This is a genomic window from Xanthomonas sp. DAR33341 (assembly GCF_003992815.1).
GTDB classification, from domain to species: Bacteria; Pseudomonadota; Gammaproteobacteria; order Xanthomonadales; family Xanthomonadaceae; genus Xanthomonas; species Xanthomonas cissicola.
In genome coordinates, this window is record NZ_QEYV01000026.1 from 175,574 (window position 1) to 192,636 (window position 17,063).

At 65.4% G+C, this 17,063-nt stretch carries 16 protein-coding genes; 7 read left to right on the forward strand and 9 right to left on the reverse strand.

The genetic code is table 11. The annotated features are described in order from the left end of the window. Positions 1-130: 130 nt before the first annotated feature. The 3 genes from EO156_RS12105 to EO156_RS12115 form a co-directional block, all read right to left on the reverse strand. Entirely contained in the window at positions 131-469 is a 339-nt protein-coding gene (locus tag EO156_RS12105) for a hypothetical protein (RefSeq protein ID WP_016849356.1), read from the reverse strand. 82 nt (positions 470-551) lie between these two features. Continuing rightward, the gene (locus tag EO156_RS12110) at positions 552-1,451 is read right to left on the reverse strand and encodes a manganese catalase family protein (protein ID WP_003489633.1); all 900 of its coding nucleotides are present in this window, start codon (positions 1,449-1,451) and stop codon (positions 552-554) included. Between the two features lie 132 nt (positions 1,452-1,583). Continuing rightward, positions 1,584-2,090, reverse strand: coding sequence for a ferritin-like domain-containing protein (locus EO156_RS12115; RefSeq protein WP_003489632.1), 507 nt, complete (start codon positions 2,088-2,090; stop codon positions 1,584-1,586). A 481-nt stretch (positions 2,091-2,571) separates the two neighbouring features. On the opposite strand from EO156_RS12115, the gene EO156_RS12125 reads away from it, so the two are divergent. Then, positions 2,572-2,766, forward strand: a complete 195-nt coding sequence (locus EO156_RS12125; RefSeq protein WP_003489627.1) for a hypothetical protein — start codon at positions 2,572-2,574, stop codon at positions 2,764-2,766. A 316-nt stretch (positions 2,767-3,082) separates the two neighbouring features. On the opposite strand, the gene EO156_RS12135 is transcribed toward EO156_RS12125, so the two are convergent. Next, positions 3,083-4,297 carry an FAD-dependent oxidoreductase gene (locus EO156_RS12135; RefSeq protein ID WP_029829467.1) on the reverse strand — a complete coding sequence of 405 codons (1,215 nt, stop codon included), beginning with the start codon at positions 4,295-4,297 and terminating at the stop codon, positions 3,083-3,085. Between the two features lie 308 nt (positions 4,298-4,605). On the opposite strand from EO156_RS12135, the gene EO156_RS12140 reads away from it, so the two are divergent. From EO156_RS12140 to EO156_RS12160, 5 genes are all read left to right on the forward strand, one after another. Beyond that, positions 4,606-5,919, forward strand: a complete 1,314-nt coding sequence (locus EO156_RS12140; protein WP_016850035.1) for a histidine kinase — start codon at positions 4,606-4,608, stop codon at positions 5,917-5,919. Then, positions 5,916-6,692, forward strand: a complete 777-nt coding sequence (locus EO156_RS12145; protein ID WP_016850034.1) for a LytTR family DNA-binding domain-containing protein — start codon at positions 5,916-5,918, stop codon at positions 6,690-6,692. The genes EO156_RS12140 and EO156_RS12145 overlap by 4 nt, the downstream gene beginning before the upstream one ends. Positions 6,693-6,872: 180 nt before the next feature. Beyond that, positions 6,873-7,244 carry a hypothetical protein gene (locus EO156_RS12150; protein WP_016850033.1) on the forward strand — a complete coding sequence of 124 codons (372 nt, stop codon included), beginning with the start codon at positions 6,873-6,875 and terminating at the stop codon, positions 7,242-7,244. Positions 7,245-7,553: 309 nt separating this feature from the next. Next, positions 7,554-9,149 (forward strand): APC family permease, encoded by a 1,596-nt coding sequence (locus EO156_RS12155; protein ID WP_005911279.1) that lies wholly within the window; start codon positions 7,554-7,556, stop codon positions 9,147-9,149. A gap of 29 nt (positions 9,150-9,178) precedes the next feature. Continuing rightward, the gene (locus EO156_RS12160) at positions 9,179-9,469 is read left to right on the forward strand and encodes a hypothetical protein (RefSeq protein ID WP_005911278.1); all 291 of its coding nucleotides are present in this window, start codon (positions 9,179-9,181) and stop codon (positions 9,467-9,469) included. A 204-nt stretch (positions 9,470-9,673) separates the two neighbouring features. On the opposite strand, the gene EO156_RS12165 is transcribed toward EO156_RS12160, so the two are convergent. Continuing rightward, positions 9,674-10,363, reverse strand: a complete 690-nt coding sequence (locus EO156_RS12165; protein WP_075150199.1) for a hypothetical protein — start codon at positions 10,361-10,363, stop codon at positions 9,674-9,676. Positions 10,364-10,826: 463 nt separating this feature from the next. Between EO156_RS12165 and EO156_RS12170 the strand changes: the two genes are divergently transcribed. Then, the gene (locus tag EO156_RS12170) at positions 10,827-11,753 is read left to right on the forward strand and encodes an oxygenase MpaB family protein (protein ID WP_026007011.1); all 927 of its coding nucleotides are present in this window, start codon (positions 10,827-10,829) and stop codon (positions 11,751-11,753) included. A 200-nt stretch (positions 11,754-11,953) separates the two neighbouring features. On the opposite strand, the gene EO156_RS12175 is transcribed toward EO156_RS12170, so the two are convergent. From EO156_RS12175 to EO156_RS12195, 4 genes are all read right to left on the reverse strand, one after another. Further along, positions 11,954-14,023, reverse strand: a complete 2,070-nt coding sequence (locus tag EO156_RS12175; RefSeq protein WP_026007010.1) for a M13 family metallopeptidase — start codon at positions 14,021-14,023, stop codon at positions 11,954-11,956. Between the two features lie 148 nt (positions 14,024-14,171). After that, complete coding sequence (locus tag EO156_RS12180) at positions 14,172-14,867, reverse strand: glycosyltransferase (protein ID WP_016850031.1); 696 nt, start codon at positions 14,865-14,867, stop codon at positions 14,172-14,174. Between the two features lie 382 nt (positions 14,868-15,249). Further along, positions 15,250-16,245: an aldo/keto reductase gene (locus EO156_RS12190; RefSeq protein WP_005926742.1), complete on the reverse strand. Its 996-nt coding sequence runs from the start codon at positions 16,243-16,245 to the stop codon at positions 15,250-15,252. 139 nt (positions 16,246-16,384) lie between these two features. Then, complete coding sequence (locus EO156_RS12195) at positions 16,385-16,954, reverse strand: flavodoxin family protein (RefSeq protein ID WP_003489601.1); 570 nt, start codon at positions 16,952-16,954, stop codon at positions 16,385-16,387. Positions 16,955-17,063 lie beyond the last annotated feature (109 nt).

Genomic DNA, 17,063 nt, shown 5'->3' on the forward strand with positions numbered 1-17,063 from the left:
CCACGCAGCCACGAAAGAAGGGGCCCAGCGGGCCCCTCATCGTTTTGGTAGTGCTGATGGATCCTGATTGTCGCTTGGTGGCGAGCGCGCCGCGAGCAGGTCAACCGACCGATGGCAGACTGGCAATCGCTCAGTTGTTCTCGGATTCCCCAGCGCTGTCGTCCAGCGCGCGTTGCTGCGCGTCGATGTGTTGCTGCTTGCCGTAAGTGCCGCTCTGGCCGAAGTTGGGTTGGGTGCTGCCATCGCGTTCCGGGTGACCGTCGGGTTCGCCTTCGCCCAAGCTGCCACCGCGGCCATGACCGCGTTGATGCAACGCTTCCGGCGCGCCGTCGCGCGGCGGCTGTGCGTCGCGGGTCTGGACCGCCGATGGATCCTTGCGGCCCCGGCCATTCACCGATGCGTCGGGACCGTTGCCGCGGTAAGCCGATTGACGTTCATCGTGCGTGTTGAGTCTGGATTTTTCGTTCATGCCAACTCCTGTGCAGTGCAATGAAAAAGCCCGGAGCGTGATGGCCCCGGGCTGGTGACGGGTGCAACTGCACCCATCGGGTTTAACGCTGGATATCGCCGGTGGTGGAACCGGCGCCCGGGCCTGCACCCAGATCTGCACCGGTGACGCGGTCCAGTTCGGGATTGGAGAGCAGGCGTTCGGACATGGCATCCAATGCCGCGGTCTGCGTGGCATCCAGCGCAACCGTGGCAGAGCCGTCGCCACCATCGACGGCGGCCTGCGCTTCGCGGTCTGCAATCACCTCCCACTGTTCGCCGGCATTCCACGGGCCGATCATGTCGCCCTCGCCCTGCGAGGTGTTGTAGTACTTGTCGGTGAAGCGCGGGTCGCCCGGCAACTTGCCCGGCGGGAAGTTCGGCTCGATCGAGTACAAGGCTTTTTCGAACGACTTCTGGTGCGCCACTTCGCGCGTCATCAAAAAACGCAGCGCATCCACGATGCCCGGATCGTCGGTGACGTTGATCAGGCGCTCATACACCAGCTTGGCACGCGCTTCGGCCGCGATATTGGAGCGCATGTCGGCCGTGGGGCAGCCGATGCTGTCGACATACGCCGCCGTCCACGGCACGCCGCTGGAATTGACCAAGGCCGGGCCACCGCCATACAGAATCTGCTGGGTATGGCTGGTGCTGTTCTGAGTCATGTTGCGCATCTCCATGGCTTCTTCCATGCCCTCGGAGAGCACTGCCTTGGGCCCCTTGTTGAGCATGGCGATGATCGAGCCGATGATTTCGAGATGGCTGATCTCTTCGGTGGCGATGTCGAACAGCAGATCCTTGCGGCCCGGATCGTCTTCGCCCAGTGCCTGGGTGAAGTAGCGCATTGCAGCGGCAAGTTCGCCCTGCGGTCCGCCGAACTGTTCCAGCATCAATGTCGCCAGATCCGGATTGGGCTGGGCGACGCGGACGGTGTACATCAAACGCTTGTTGTGCATGAACATGGGTGGTGCTCCATGGCTGGTGCCCGGCAACTACGACCACTCAGGGAGCGGGCAGAAACGTGGGGCTCTGGCTTTCGGGGGGATGCCCGCAGGGATATGACGCAGGACGGCGGTGCCGTCCTGCGCGGTGACTCAGGCGGCCTTGCTGGCCTTGGATGCCTTCTGGTTGCCGCCTTGCTCGGCGAGCAGGGTCAGCTTTTCGTCGGTGGCCTTTTCTTCTTCCAGCGTGGCAAGCAGCAGCGGCAATGCATCGGCATAACCGAGTTGCTTGGCTATGGCGGCAATGGTGCCGTACGAGGCGATTTCGTAATGCTCCACCTTCTGCGCACCGCCGATCAGTGCCGCATCGCGCACCGGGCCGGCCTCGATTTCATCGATGACCTCGCGGCTCTCCTCCACCAGGCCTTCCATCGCAGCGCATTTGATGCGCTTGAGCTTGATGCCCAGAACCTCGACGACCTGGTCGATGCGTTCGATCTGGCCTTGGGTTTCTTCCAGATGAGTTTCGAAGGCCTGCTTCAGTTTCGGCTCGGTGGCCGCACGCGCAAGACGCGGCAGCGACTTGGTCAGCTGCTTCTCGGCGCTGTAGATGTCCGACAGCTCGTGGATGAAAAGGTCTTCGACAGTCTTGATCGCCATGTGTGGCTCCTTTGGTTGGTCAGAGGGTGGGTCGCTGCGGTTCGCCATGTCGGTGGCGATGCCTTGATGAGTTCGCGTTGCACGCCTGCGAACAAGCGTGCCGATGCATCGCGTACGACAACTTCGAAAACGCCAAGGTGCGTCTCGCTCGCCCGCAGAGCAGGATTGCGAGCACATCACCTGACCTTCCAAAACGCGCCGTTTCCATCGCTTCGATCTCCAGGCGGTACCGCGTGGTCGCTACGCTAGTCCTGCGAGTGTTAGCGGGATTGGTGGAAACGGTGATCCCGATGCGATGGCGACCTGTGCCGTGATGCAAGCCGCGCTCGCTGCGTGCGCGATGAAAGGCCATTCGATTGGCGCGCCTGCTACAGCGATTACATGTGCATGAGTGCGGCGACGCTTCCGCGTCGCTGCACTCCAGCATCGATCCACGTCGATGCGGTACAACGGCGGTCGAACTTTTTGCGAGGCCCGTGCGATGACGCCGCTGGACAAACCCTTACGTCGCCAACTGCAGATCGGCGACCAGGCATATACCCTGATCATCGATCCGCAAGGTTTGAAGTTGGTCGAGAAAGGCAAGCGCAAAGGCGTGGCCTTGCGCTGGGACGAACTGGTCAGCGGCGACGCCGCGCTGGCCAGTGCATTGCAGGCTTCGCTTGAAGATCGTTAGCGTGGCGATGCCGAGCAGCGTCTAGAGCGGCGAATGAAACGACTGCGTACGTCGCCTGGCGGGCGCGGCTGGTGCTCGGTGCGGTCGCGCATACTCTGCGGTTCGCTTGCGCCATCCACGCCGACCTGAAGCGTGCTTGATAGGCTGTTGACGCTGCCCTGGGCGCCGATCGATATTCCCACGACCAGAACAGGTGCAATGGTTGGCCCGGCACGACCTCCTGCAGTGCTGGCCTTCGGTAGAGGCCACTGCACATCACTCCCAGCACACATGCCCTCTGCAATCGGCACGCAGGCCACCACCGCGCCCGCATCGCTCAGCGTGTGGCGAACAACCGCGCCAGCTCGCGCACCGCCGCTTCCGATGCGGCGCGATCGGGCATGGCGTCCGCGTTATTGAAGTCGTGCGCGCCCTGCGCTTGCACCAACAATCCGTCGCGTCGCGGCACGACGTTGAGATTGTGGCCGCGCCAGACCAGGCCATAGGTGACTTCCGGTTGCGGGATCAGGCGCGCGGTCTGCCCGCGTACCGGAATCACGCTGTCGTCGCCCAGCAAGGCGCGCGCACCGTAGCCAGTGGCGTTGATCAGGATCTTCTCGCGCAGATCGCCGAATTGGCGCGGATGCTCGAACTCGCGCGTGTAGAGCTCGCCGCCTGCCTGCAGGAAGTCATCCATCAACAGCCGCGCATAGGCGCTGAGGTTGAAGGTGAGCTGGCTGTAACGGCGCACGAACGGCACCGGATATGGATGACCACCGGGCGCCACCGGCTGCGAGCGCGGGCCCAGATCATCGAGCAGTTCGCGCTCCAGCGGCGGATAGTCCGGCTCATGCGCTTCGGCAGAGGCGATAGGTTGATCGAAGGGCACATCCGAGAGCACATAGCCATCGCGCCATTCAATGGGCTCGCCGGGCAGGCCCAGCAAGGTCTGATAGCGGCGAAACGACGTGCGCGCCATCGCTTCCCAGCGCGTCTTGAAGTCTGCGGTGGCGTACTCGCTGGTGCACACGCGCGAATCCGGCGACCACACGCCTGTGGCATAGAACGAGCGCATATCCGGCAGGCGCTCGCGCGCGTAGATGCGCACACGCAAGCCGGCGCGCTGCGCCACCAGGGCGGCGGTCAAGCCGATTGCGCCACAGCCGATCACCGCCAGCTCGCGCGCAGCCGGGTCGGCCGCACGCACCAACCGTAACGCCTGTTCGGCGGCACCCCACGAGAGCGACCACCCACTGCCGCCATGCCCGTAGTTGTGCACCACCGTCTTGCGCCCGAGACGCTCGGCTTCGATCCGCGGCCCCTGCGCGCGGAACGGGCGCGTGCAGCCGTTGATGGCGATGATGCGATCGACCGAAGCGCGCATCGGCGCCAATGGCGGGGTCGCCGCGAACGGCGCAGGCAGGCCATCCGGTGGCGTCGCCGGCAGCGTCGCGGGCGGCATGGCGAGCGTCTTGTCGGTTGCTGCCCAGCTGGCGGTGGAGGCGGCCGCCAGCGCAACACCTGCGCTGCGTAGAAAATGACGACGATGCATGCAACTCCCTTACGTGGTGTGGTGGGTGATGTGGTCGCCATGATGCGGCTCGCCACCCCTGCGGATGCACGCTGCGGCCATCGACATGTGCCGTCTGCCCACGGGCGGCGACCGAGCGCGGCCTGCGCAGGGCCGGCATGCGTCCAGCATAGCGCGCGCATCTGCCGCGGCCGTGGCCCGGCACCCTGGTTTCGCACCGCAATCCTGGCGCTTGATGCCGCGCTGGCGGCCATTCGTCGCCCGGGGCTTTCGCAGTGGCGTGCGCCGGCTATGCTCGCTCCCGTCCCATCCCAACGAGCTGCCTGCCTGTGTCTGCCAGCGTCTTCCTGATCGTGCGTATCGTGTTCGCCTGGGCCGCCGCGTTGGTGGTGGCAGGGATCATGTGGACGCAGGTGTTCGGCTCCATCGGCCCGATCTTCGCGTTGGCCTGCATGGTCTTGCTGACGCTGGCGTTGATGAGTTCGGTCACCCATGTGCGGCGCGTGCGCCTGATCGCCGATCGGCTGGACCATACCACCTTGTCCACCCGCCAGCGCCGCCAGATCGAAGTGCCGCTGGATGTACAGGCCAGCTTCGCGGTGATGGAAGAGGCGGTGCGTGCGCTACCGCGCGTGCAGGACATCGAATGCGCGCCGGGCAGCCTGCTGATTCGCGCCAAGGTGCGCCGCATCGACCCGTACGCAGGTCGCCAGCCGTCGCGCTGGAACCTGTTCGCGCGCTTTGCCATCACCCACAACCAGATCCTGGCGACGATCGCGCCGGGGCAGGGCACCAGCAGCGTCACCGTGTTGTGCGAGCCCGACGCTGGCGCCTGGGTGGATCTGTTTGCGGTGGACGAAGGCAGCAATTACGAAAACGCCGAGGCGATCAATCGCGCGGTGGTGCGCCGGGTCGGCGAGCAGCGTCGCGACGAACAGGCTGCCGCCGAGCAATCGGTCATGGAAAAGGAACTGGCCGTGGCGCGCCTGAATCTGCTGCATGCGCAGGTCGAGCCGCACTTTCTCTACAACACCCTGGCCAGCGCACAGGTGCTGGCGCGCACCGACCCGCCGCGCGCCGAGATCATGATCGGCCATCTGATCCAGTATCTGCGCAGCTCGCTGCCCAGCGCCGACGGCGCCATCGCAACCCTGGGCGAAGAACTCGAACGCACCCAGGCCTACCTGGAGATCCTGCGCATCCGCATGGGCACGCGGTTGGCCTTGCAGGTGGAAGTTCCCTACGAACTACGTGCGCTGCCGCTGCCGTCGATGATGTTGCAGACATTGGTGGAAAACGCGATCAAGCACGGGCTGGAAGCCAAGCCCGGTGGTGGCACCGTCTGGATCCTTGCGCGTCGCCACGATGACCATGTCACGCTCACCGTGGCCGACGACGGCCAGGGCTTCAACACGCACAGCCACGGCACCGGCATCGGCTTGAAGAACCTGCGCGAGCGCTTGCAGCTGATCTATGCCGGCAAGGCGAGCTTTGCCATCGTGTCCAACTTCCCCAGCGGTGTGGCGGCTACCCTGAGCCTGCCGCTGCCGACGCAGTTTGGTGCCGCGCCATCGCCGCCACCGTTGCCCACTGCGGGCGCACAGGCCGCACACGCCGCACACGCCGCCCAGGTGCGGGCATGAGCGCGCTGCGCGCCGTGGTTGCCGAAGACGAGGCCTTGCTGCGGCAGTCGTTGCTGACGCTGCTGGCCGAGGTGTGCCCGCAGCTGCAGATCGTGGGCGACTGCGAGGACGGCGCCAGCGCGCTGGAGACCATCGCCGCGCAGCAGCCGGACGTGGTGTTCCTGGATATCCGCATGCCCGGCCTCACCGGCATCGAGGTGGCGCGTGCGATGCGCGAGGTCAGCCCGCGCAGCCAGGTGGTGTTCGTCACCGCCTACGACCAGTACGCCATCGATGCGTTCGAACACGGCGCAGTGGATTACCTGCTCAAGCCCATCGGCCGCGAGCGCCTGCAGGCCGCCTGGCAGCGCGTGCAACAACGCGCTACTGCCGGCCAGCCGGATGGCGCGCTGTTGGAAGCCTTGCTGCAGCGTCTGTCGGCACGCCCGGCCGCTGCCAGTCACACGCCGCCGCTCGCCTGGCTGACCGCCAGCAGCGGGCGCGAGACGCGCTTGATCGCGCTGGACGAGGTGGCGTATTTCCAGGCCGATCAGAAGTACACGACGGTGATGACTGCGGCCGGCGAAGCGGTGTTGCGCACGCCATTGCGCGAACTGCTGGATGTGCTGGATCCGCAGGTGTTCAAACAGATCCACCGCTCCACCATCGTCAACATGAAGGCGGTTGCCTCGGTGGTGCGCGAGGACACCGGCAAGGGCCGGCTGGCGCTGCGCGGTCGCAGCGAAACGCTCACCGTCAGCCAGCCGTTCATGAGCCTGTTCCGCGGCATGTAAGTGCGGCGAGCAACACGTTGCGTGCAGCCGTCGTGCCGATAAGAACGGCGCACGCTGAACTGGCGTGCGCGCGCGAGTGCGACACCCGATTCCGAACACCGTCCGCACCGCCCGAACCCTGCACGGTTTTTGCTGGACGCGCCGACTCCCCCGATTGCATCGACTGAAAGGACTTCCTCCATGCGCCTGATCGCCTCCCTGGTGTACTGCCTGCTCGCCCTGGCCGGCTGCCACGAACGCAATGGCACCACCTCCATCACCCGCGCCACCGACGATGGCCGCGATGTGATCTTCAGCAAGACGCTGACCACCGCGACAGCCACCAACGTGCATTGCCTGGCCAGCAACTCCGGCCACTGCTACTACCTGATCTACGAAGAACAGTGCGCGACCGGCGGCGCCGACGACACCGCCAGCGCACCGACCTGCGCCCGCAAGACCCTGGATAGGTTTGCGCTGACGCCGGGGCAGGTGCGCGAACTCCATGGCGTCTCCGGGCAGACGCATACCTGCGTGGATACCGCCGCACCACGTGCCGATTGCCACGGTTGAGGCCAGCCGACAAACCGTGGCGGGCAGGCGTCGGGTGAGCGCAGATGGCACGATAGGGCCGGAGCGCATGAGCGGTAGGTGCCGATGCCAAGCACCGGCCGTGGCCGCGTGGCGGTGAGTGCGGTCTTTTGTCCGTTCCCTTGGGCGGCGCGGCTGGGATGCGCGTACCGGCCCTGCGCAGTCGCGTCGGCGACTGACGCCGGACGACAAACTCCGGCAAGCCTGAATACGCACTGACGGCAAGCGGTCGCTTCTGCGATCATTGCCGGCTTGTTGCCGGTTCACGGCGTCCTCACTGCCAGGCTTCTCATGTCCGAACACTCGCTACGCCGCGACGTTGGCCCCTTCGCCCTCATGCTTACCGGCCTGGGCTCGATCATTGGCTCTGGTTGGTTGTTCGGCGCCTGGCGCGCGGCCGGCCTGGCCGGCCCTGGTGCGATCTGGGCCTGGGTGCTGGGCGCGGCGATCATCACCACCATCGCGCTGTCGTATGCCGAGCTCGGCGCCATGTTCCCCGAGTCCGGCGGCATGGTGCGCTACAGCCACTATTCGCACGGCTCGCTGGTGGGCTTCATCGCCGGCTGGGCCAACTGGATCGCCATCGTCTCGGTGATCCCGGTCGAGGCCGAGGCCTCGGTGCAATACATGGCGTCCTGGCCATGGGCCTGGGCGCAGGGCTTGTATGTGCAGGCGCCTGGCGGGGCAGGCGAGCTCTCGGTGCCCGGCCTGCTGATTTCGGCGGTGCTGGTGCTGGTGTATTTCTTTTTGAATTTCTGGAGCGTCAAGCTGTTCGCACGCTCCAATACGCTGATCACCGTGTTCAAGCTGGTGGTGCCTGCTGCCACCGGCGTGGCGCTGATCGCCAGCGGCTTCCACAGCGAAAACTTCAGCGTCGGCATCCACGGCGATGCGCACGTGCTCGACCTGGCCGCGGTGCTCACTGCGGTGGCCACCGCCGGCATCGTCTTCAGCTTCAATGGCTTCCAGAGCCCGGTGAATCTGGCCGGCGAAGCGCGCAACCCCGGCCGCAGCATTCCGTTCGCAGTCTTGGGCTCGATCGCGCTGGCCACGGTGGTCTACGTGATCCTGCAGGTGGCCTACATCGGCGCCGTGCCGCCGGATCTATTGGCCAAGGCCGGCTGGCACGGCATCGATTTCCGCTCGCCGTTCGCCGAGCTGGCCATCATCGTCAACCTGCACTGGCTGGCGATGCTGCTCTACATCGATGCGTTCGTCAGCCCCAGCGGCACCGGCATCACCTATACCGCGACCACTGCACGCATGGTCTATGGCATGGAAAAGAACGGCACCATGCCGGCCGCGCTGGGCAAGCTGCATCCGGTCTGGGGCGTGCCGCGCATGGCGATGTTCTTCAACCTGGCCGTGTCGTTCGTGTTCCTGTTCTTCTTCCGCGGCTGGGGCACGCTGGCGGCAGTGATCTCGGTGGCCACCATCATTTCCTACCTCACCGGCCCGATCAGCGCGATGGCGCTGCGCCGACACGCGCCGGAACTGCACCGCCCGCTGCGTATCGCCGCACTGCCGGTGCTGGCCGGCGTGGCCTTCGTGATGGCCACCGAACTGCTGTACTGGGCACGCTGGCCGCTGACCGGCGAGATCATCCTGCTGATGGTCGTGGCGCTGCCGGTGTACTGCTATTACCAGGCCAAGCAAGGCTGGCCGGACCTGCGCCGCAACCTCAAGGGCGCGGCCTGGATGATCTGCTACCTGCCCACCATCGCGCTGGTCTCGTGGGCCGGCAGCACCGATTTCGGTGGCCATGGCTACCTCAGCTACGGCACCGACCTGGCCGTGGTCGCTGCAGTGGGCGCGGTGTTCTATATCTGGGGCGTGCGTAGCGGCTGGCGTACCCCGTCGGTAGAAAAGGCGGTTGCGCAGGCGTGAGTCGGGCTGCGCAGTTGCTCTGAAGCGCAATGTCGAATCCGCGCAAGATCGTCCTGCATTCACTGCACGGCGAGCGGCCAGGGTTGGCAGCTCTGGTTGCCGACTGGATCGCTGACGGCGTCCACTATGTCGGTGTGGTCGGCATCGATGCCGACCGCATCGAGAATCTCATTGACGACTTGTGCGTGGGAGATGGCTCGGCATCGTATTTCATGCTCACAGCGGCGCATGGCCCGGACGAGTCTCTGGAGGAAGCTGTGTTCTTGGCCGAGTGCCTGTCCGATGAGTTTGCAGGCCCTGTTCGCGTGATTGAGTTCTAATCGTTCGAACATGCTGGCGCCACCGCATGATTTGACCTGTGCTTCAAAGGCTCGCGAAGGCCACAGCACAATGCTTGACGGATTTAACGTGCGTCTGGATCAGGGTGAATTCCCGGTGTTGAAACGCAAAACGGCCGATGGAGTTCCATCGGCCGTTTTTGCATTCGAATCGCGCGTTCCCGTCTATGCTGTGTGCTCAAGACCTCAGGCGTTAGCCACCAATCGTGGCGCGCCGTCAAAACGGTCGAGGTCGCGCAGCAGTTCGGTATAGCGGCGTAGCCGGCCCATTTCGCGCATGTTGACGATGTCTTCGTGGCGCAACTCGCGCTTGGACGTGACCTCCTGCTTGTAGCGCAGCACCTCCGGATAGCGGCGCGTCATGTCCAGCGCGTCGGCAACGCACTCGACCGAGTCGGCGTCCGGCGTCACCCGCGCGCGGCTGTTGAAGGCGCGTAGCCAGCGTTCGAAACCGGCGCTATGGTCGAACAGGTCGGCGATGTACCACATCACGAACAGGATCGATGCCCACGAGGTGAAGATGATCACCACCCGGCTGAAGGTCAGGTGGTAGTCGTTCTGCCACAGCTGGTGCGTGATCACGCCCAGCAAGATCAGCGAGATCGCCTGCCAGCCGATGATCGAGGCGATCACCCACTGTTTTTTGGCCACCTTGAGCAGCGAGAGCTCTTCGTCGAGCTGCGCGTCGGTCTTGTCGCGCCAGTGAGCCACCTGCTCATCGAAGGGGAGCCGATGGAGTGCGTTGTCCTGCAATAGCAGGCCTAAACCCTGGAACAAAGCGATCATGACAAGCTCCTGACGGATGGCTGGTACGAACGACTTGCTGCACTGGCCGCGGCCGGTGCCCTGGAGCGTCCGAACGTGCTGGCGAAGCAGTGCGTCGACGGACGGCCTTAGTTCTAGCACTTTCGCTGTGCATGGCAATGCCCCAAGCCAAGCGCTGGCCGCGCAATTCTGCGCAGACGCGCACAAATTGCTGAATTCAGGCGGATTTGCTGCAATGCCGCCGCCGCGTGCCTACGCTGCGCCTTCGATCTTGCTGCACTGCACACTCGGCGCTGCGGCAATTGCCGGGTTCGCGGGGATGGCAGGCTGGCTTGCCGGACCTGCTGGACGGTGGGCCATTCGCGCGGCGCCGAGCCTGCCCGGAAAGATCAGGGGCCGTGGCTGCCCGGCTGGTCAGCACTCCGTCCAGATGCCAGCTCGCATCCTCCCGGTCCGCGGGTCGCTATGACCGTCGACCTCCGGTCGCCACGCTCCCGCTCCGCCGACTAATGAGTGGATGCGTGCCTGCGCCTCGCTGACCTGGCGTTGCAGATGAGCTGCGTATCATTGCCGCATGTCAGCCGTCCTGCGCACTCTTACCGCCCCCGCCGCCAAACAGATCCAACGCTGGGTGCTCAATGCGTTTCCGCGTGGTCAGAGCACCATCGAATACGATCAGCCGCTGGGCGATCCCGGCATCTTCGGGCCCGACAGCATTACCTGGCGCATCCACTCCGAATTTCCGGGCATGCTGTCCGGCGGCTTGTGCGCATTGATGTTGCAGCTGTTGCATCCGCGCGCGCTGGCCGGGGTCTACGACCATTCGAACTTCCGCACCGATTTGATCGGGCGGCTGCGGCGCACCACCAACTTCGTTGCCGGCACCACCTACGCGCCACGTGCGGAAGCCGAGCAATTGATTGCGCGCGTGCGCAGGATCCACGCGCATATCCGCGGCCACACTGTTGACGGCGTGCCTTATGAGGCCAACGACCCGAAGTTGCTCGCCTGGGTGCATGTCACCGAGGCCTATGGGTTTTTGCAGGGATGCCGGCGTTATTGCCGCCAGGTGCCTGCTGCCATCGCCGACCGCTATTACGACGAAGCGCGACGCGTGGCCGAAGCGCTGGGCGCGGCCGATGTGCCGGCCAGCGAGGCGCAGGTGGATGCGTACTTCGCATCGGTGCTTGGAGAGTTACGCATGGACGCGCGCTCGCGCGAGGTGCTCGACATCCTCACCAGCATCCAGCTGCCGGTGCCCGCCGCGGGCCTGTCGCGCGGGGTGTTTCTTGGCGCCGGCACGGCCTTGTTGCCCGGCTGGGCCAGCGACATGCTCGGCCGCACTGCCAGGCAACGCGCGCAGGCGCACGCATCGGCACGGTTGCTGCGCAGCCTGTCGCCGCTGTTCCGCACGGCCTTGCGCGACGGACTGTCTGCGCGCGCATGCAGGCGCATGCACTTACCGCCAGCGACGTTGTTGGAGTGGCCTGACAGCGTGTAACGGATGTGGGCTGGGTTGGCGGTGTGTTCTGACGTGCGCGCTGGTGGCGCGCGATAGGCAATCGCTCGTCGCGCCGTTTCTTCAACGTCGCCCACGAGATGGGTGCACTTCGCCACAACCCGGCATGCACTACCGCGTGCCGCGACAAACAGCGCCGCAGACACCAGCTCCACTGGCGCTGCATCGACCACGACCCGCACCTACCAGATCTTGACCCGCTGCTCCGGCGCCAGATACAGCTGCTGATCCTGTGTCACATCGAAGGCCGGGTACCACGCATCCAGGTTCCGCACGGTTTGCGCGCGGAAGCGGCCAGGTGCATGCACGTCGGTAAGCAGAGCATTGCGCAGTGCCGCGTCGCGGTACTTGCCGCGCCAGGCCTGCGCAAAGCCCAGGAAAAAGCGCTGATCCGGGCTAAAACCATCCAGGGTCTGGGGCTGCTTGCCCTGCAGCGACAACTGGTAGGCATCGTAGGCAGTGGCCAGGCCCGCAACGTCGGCGATGTTTTCGCCCAGCGTCAGCTTGCCGTTGACCGACAAGTCGTCCAACGGTTGGTAGGCGCTGAACTGCGCAGCCAAGGCATTGCCGGCGTTCTCGAATTTTTTCAGGTCTTGCGGCGTCCACCAGTCATGCAGCTCGCCGTGTTCGTCGAACAGCGCGCCCATGTTGTCGAAGCTGTGGCTGATCTCGTGCCCGATCACCGCGCCGATCGCGCCATAGTTCACCGCATCGTCGGCGGCGGGGTCGAAGAAGGGCGGTTGCAGGATCGCCGCCGGGAAGATCAGGCGGTTTTCCAGTGGCACGTTCAGTGCGTTGACCTCCTGCGGCAGCATGTACCACTCGCGATGATCGACCGCCTTGCCCAGCTTGGCCAGGTTGCGGCGGTATTCGAATGCCTCGGCGCGCTGCACATTGCCAAGCGCATCATCGCGGCGCACGTCCAGCCCGCTGTAGTCGCGCCAGGTGTCCGGGTAGCCGACCGCCACCGTCAAGCCGGCGATCTTCGCCTTGGCATGCTGCTTGGTTTCGGCGCTCATCCACTCCAGTGCGTCGATGCGTTTGCCGAACGCGGTGATGATGTTCTTGACCATCTCTTCGGTGCGCGTCCTGGTCTGCGCGCTGACGTACTTCTGCACGTAGCGCTTGCCGACCGCTTCGCCCAATGCGGCGTTGGTCGCGTCGATGCCGCGTTTCCAGCGCTGGCGCTGCTGCGGGGTGCCTTCCAGCGTGGTGCCGTAAAACGCGAAGCGCTCGTCGGCGAAGGCCTTGGACAGATACGGCGAGGCGCGGTCCAGCGCGCGGAAGCTCAGATAATCCTTCCAGGTCTGCAGCGGCTCGGACTGCACCAACGCCGACAACCCGCTCACCGCGCGCGGCTGCCATACGATGAAATCCTGCTGTGCGTTGAGCCCGGCTGCCTCGAAGAACACCGCCCAGTCCAGGCCGGGCGCGTTGCGCGCGAAATCGGACCGCTTCCAGGCATTGGCGCCAGCCTGCACATCGTTGGTCTGCTCAGGGGTCGCGTGCACGCGCGCCATGGCGATTTCCAGTGCCAGGATGCGCTCGGCCCTGGCGGGCGCATCATCGATGCCGGCCAGCTCCAGCAACGCGACGATGTGCGCGCGGTAGGCCTCGCGCAGCTGCGCCATGCGCCCGCCGTCCAGATAGAAACTGCGCTCGGGCATGCCCAGGCCGCCTTGCACCAGATAGGGCACGTAGCGGCCTGGATGATGCAGGTCCTGCGAAACCCACAGGCCGAACAGCCGGTCGGTCTGGAAATTGGTGGCGTTGAGCAGATCGACATCGGCACGCAGCTGGCCGCCCAAGGTGCGCGCCAGGGCCTGCTTGTCGTCGAGCTGGGCGATCGCCTCCAGTTCCGGTTGCACCGGGCGCACGCCCTTGGCCTCGATGCTGGCTTCGTCCATGTAGGCGGCGTAGTAGTCGCCGATCTGCTTGTCTTCGCCGGTGACGCGGTCGTTGGCGGCAGCGCCTTCGATGATGTCGCGGCTATGCCGCTCGGTCTCGATGGCGATGGAAACGAAACTGTTGAAGCTGGAGCGATCTTCCGGAATCTGCGTGCGCTTGACCCAGTTGCCGCTGGCGTAATCGAAGAAGTCGTCGCCCGGCGCCACGCTGCGATCCATGCCGGTCACATCGAAGCCGAAATCGCCGAGCTTGGGCTTGCCGGGAGGCAGCGCTGGGTGCGTGCTCGCGGCCGGTGTCGCGCCATCGCGGTGGCATGCGGCGGTGGTCAGCAGCGCGGCAGACATGGCGGCGATCAGGACGGGGCGATGCAAAGAAGCCATGCGGCGCAACTCGTATACCTAAACAGACAGCACAGTGTAGTGGCCTGCGGTGTCGGGTGCCGCCTCGAGGGCGGGCTCCACCGCCGATCGCGGCGGTGCGGACACGCTCGGTTCAGCGCCGGCGCTGATACCAGAAGCCGAGCGCGTCGCGGGTCTGCAGCATGCGCCGCCCGCGCCGCAGAAATCGCAACAGCAGGCCGAGGTGCTCGCGCTTGGAAAAGCTGCGCAGCTTGCGGTCGGAGGTGTGCACGGTCTGGCGCAAGATCACAAAGCGTCCGCAGCGCGCCAGTGCGCGACTCAGTGCCACATCTTCGCCAGCGTAGTAACGCGTGTCGAAGCCCCCTGCACTGACGAAGGCCGCCCGCGTGCAGAACAGGAAGCACCCGGGAGCAATGCCGGAAACACGGAAAAACCAGCCAAAAACCGCCTGCGCCACGCGCTCGGACCACACCCGCTTGCCTTGCAGATGCACCCGCGCACCGCCGCCTACCGCGCCGGCATCGAGCGCAGCCAATGCTGCGCCAACGACTTGCGGGTTGATCGAGGTATCGGCATCCAGAAACAGCAGGCGCTCGCCTTGCGCGGCCTGCGCGCCGGCATTACGCGTTGCGGCGATGTGGCGCAACTGCACCTCCAGCACCTGCGCGCCATGGCTGCGTGCGATGGCCGCCGTGGCGTCTTCGCAGGCATCGGCCACCACGATCACTTCATGGTCCAGCTGCATGGCCTGCGCGCAGGCATGCAGGCACTGCAGCGTGTCGCCGATCAGAGCAGCCTCGTCATGGGCGGGAATCACGAAGGACAGCATGGGGCACGATGCGTGTGAGCGGCAGCCAGTGTGCAAGGGGCAGCGAAGCGGGAGTGTGAGCAGGGGCGCTCAGCATCCAGTCCGCGCGGTCGAACGCGCACTGCGGGACAGACACGCATTGATCGACCGCAGGTATGACACCTGGATGGCCGCAGTGGCGCGCGGCAAGCTCCACTGGTGCCAACGCAATGCTGCAACGCTGGCTGCGGCACTGGGAAGGCCAACGGCAGACGGCAAGGCGATTGCGCTCGCCGCCATGCGGGCGCGGCCGTGCCCGGAATCGGCATGTGTCACGTTCGTACATTCCGGTTCCGAGCGCGCCGTCCGCGCTCACTGGCAGCGCCCGCTGCAGGTTGGCCGCCTTAAGACCGGGCAGCACGGCTCAGCGGTTGACCGCGCCCATCATCGCTTCCGGGTAGCGCGTGCCCGCCGCAGCTTGCGGCGGGAAAATGGCATCGATGCGGGCCAGTTCGTCCGGCATCAGGGCCACATCCAGCGCAGCGATGTTTTCTTCCAGATAGGCCAACCGCTTGGTGCCGGGGATCGGAACCAGGTCCTGGCCCTGCGCCAGCACCCAGGCCAGCGCCAGTTGCCCGGGCGTGATGCCCTTGTCGGCAGCAATGGCCTTGACCTGTTCCACCAGCTGCAGGTTGCGGGTGAAGTTTTCGCCCTGAAAACGCGGCGAATGGCGGCGGTAATCGTCGGCGTCGAAATCGTCCGGCGACGAAAACGCACCGGTCAGAAAACCGCGCCCCAGCGGCGAGTACGGCACGAACCCGATGCCGAGTTCGCGCACCGCGGCGAACACGCCATTGTCTTCCGGCTCGCGCGACCACAGCGAATATTCTGTCTGCACCGCGGTGATGGGATGCACGGCGTGCGCGCGGCGAATGGTGGCTGCGGCCGCTTCCGACAACCCGAGGAAGCGCACCTTGCCTTGCTCGACCAGGCGCGCCATTGCGCCCACGGTGTCTTCGATGGGCACATTGGGGTCGACGCGGTGTTGGTAGTACAGATCGATATGCTCCACGCCCAGCCGACGCAGGCTGGCTTCGCATGCGGACTGCACATATGCCGGGCTGCCGTCGATACCGCGCACCGACGGGTCGTTGGGGTCGAGCTTGATGCCGAATTTGGTGGCCAGAAACACTTCATGCCGGCGCGAGGCAATCGCCTTGCCGACCAGCACTTCATTGGTGTGCGGGCCGTACATGTCGGCGGTGTCGAGCAAGCTGATGCCACGATCGAGCGCGCGATGGATCACCGCGATCGAGGCGGCCTCGTCGCTGCGGTCGCCATAGAATGCGCTCATCCCCATGCAGCCAAGGCCCAGGGCCGAAACGGTGGGGCCGGAACGGCCAAGCGTGCGGGTTTGCATGGTGGGGGACTCCGTGCAGCAAAAGGTCGGGGAACAATGGCGTGAAAGGCGTTAGCGCGATGTGGCCCACGCGCTAACGCACAGCCCGCGCAGATCGGCAAGCCATGCTGCGATCTGCGCGGGCTGGTGTGCGGTGCAATCAGCCCTTGAGCTTGGCGGCCACCTCGGCCACGCGCTTGCCGAACAGTTTGGCCGTTTCCAGGTCGCCGCTACGCGGCGCTTCGTCCGGCGAGGCGTCCGATGGCGAGATGGCCAGCGCACCGCCCCAACCGCCAGTCCAGTTCACGTCCTGCGGACCATGCGCCTTGGTGTTGGCTGGCGGCAGCCCGGTGCCCACCCAGATCTGGCCATGCTGTTGCGACAGGGTCCACAGATACTGGATGGTGGCGGCCTTGTCGCCGTTCGCCGATGCCGAATTGGTGAAACCGGCAGCGACCTTGTCCTTCCAGGCCTGCGCAAACCACGGCTTGGAGCTGGCATCGGCAAATTTCTTGAACTGCCACGCCGGGCCGCCCATGTAGGTGGGGCTGCCGTAGATGATGGCGTCGGCGGCACTGATGGCGTCCCAGGCATCGTCGGGCAGGTTGCCGTCCTGGTCGATGCGGTACAGCGTGGCTTGGCCAACGCTGGCTGCGCCTGCGTGCACGGCTTCGGCCTGCTTGACGGTGTGGCCGTAGCCGCTGAAATACACAATGGCGATCTTGCTCATGGGCACTCCTGTTGAACGGGGAGCCGGATTGTGCGCATACCGGTCGGGACAGCAGAATGACCACGCACGGGACGAACTGTTGCCGCGGTCGTTGCTGAGGCCTGCTGGA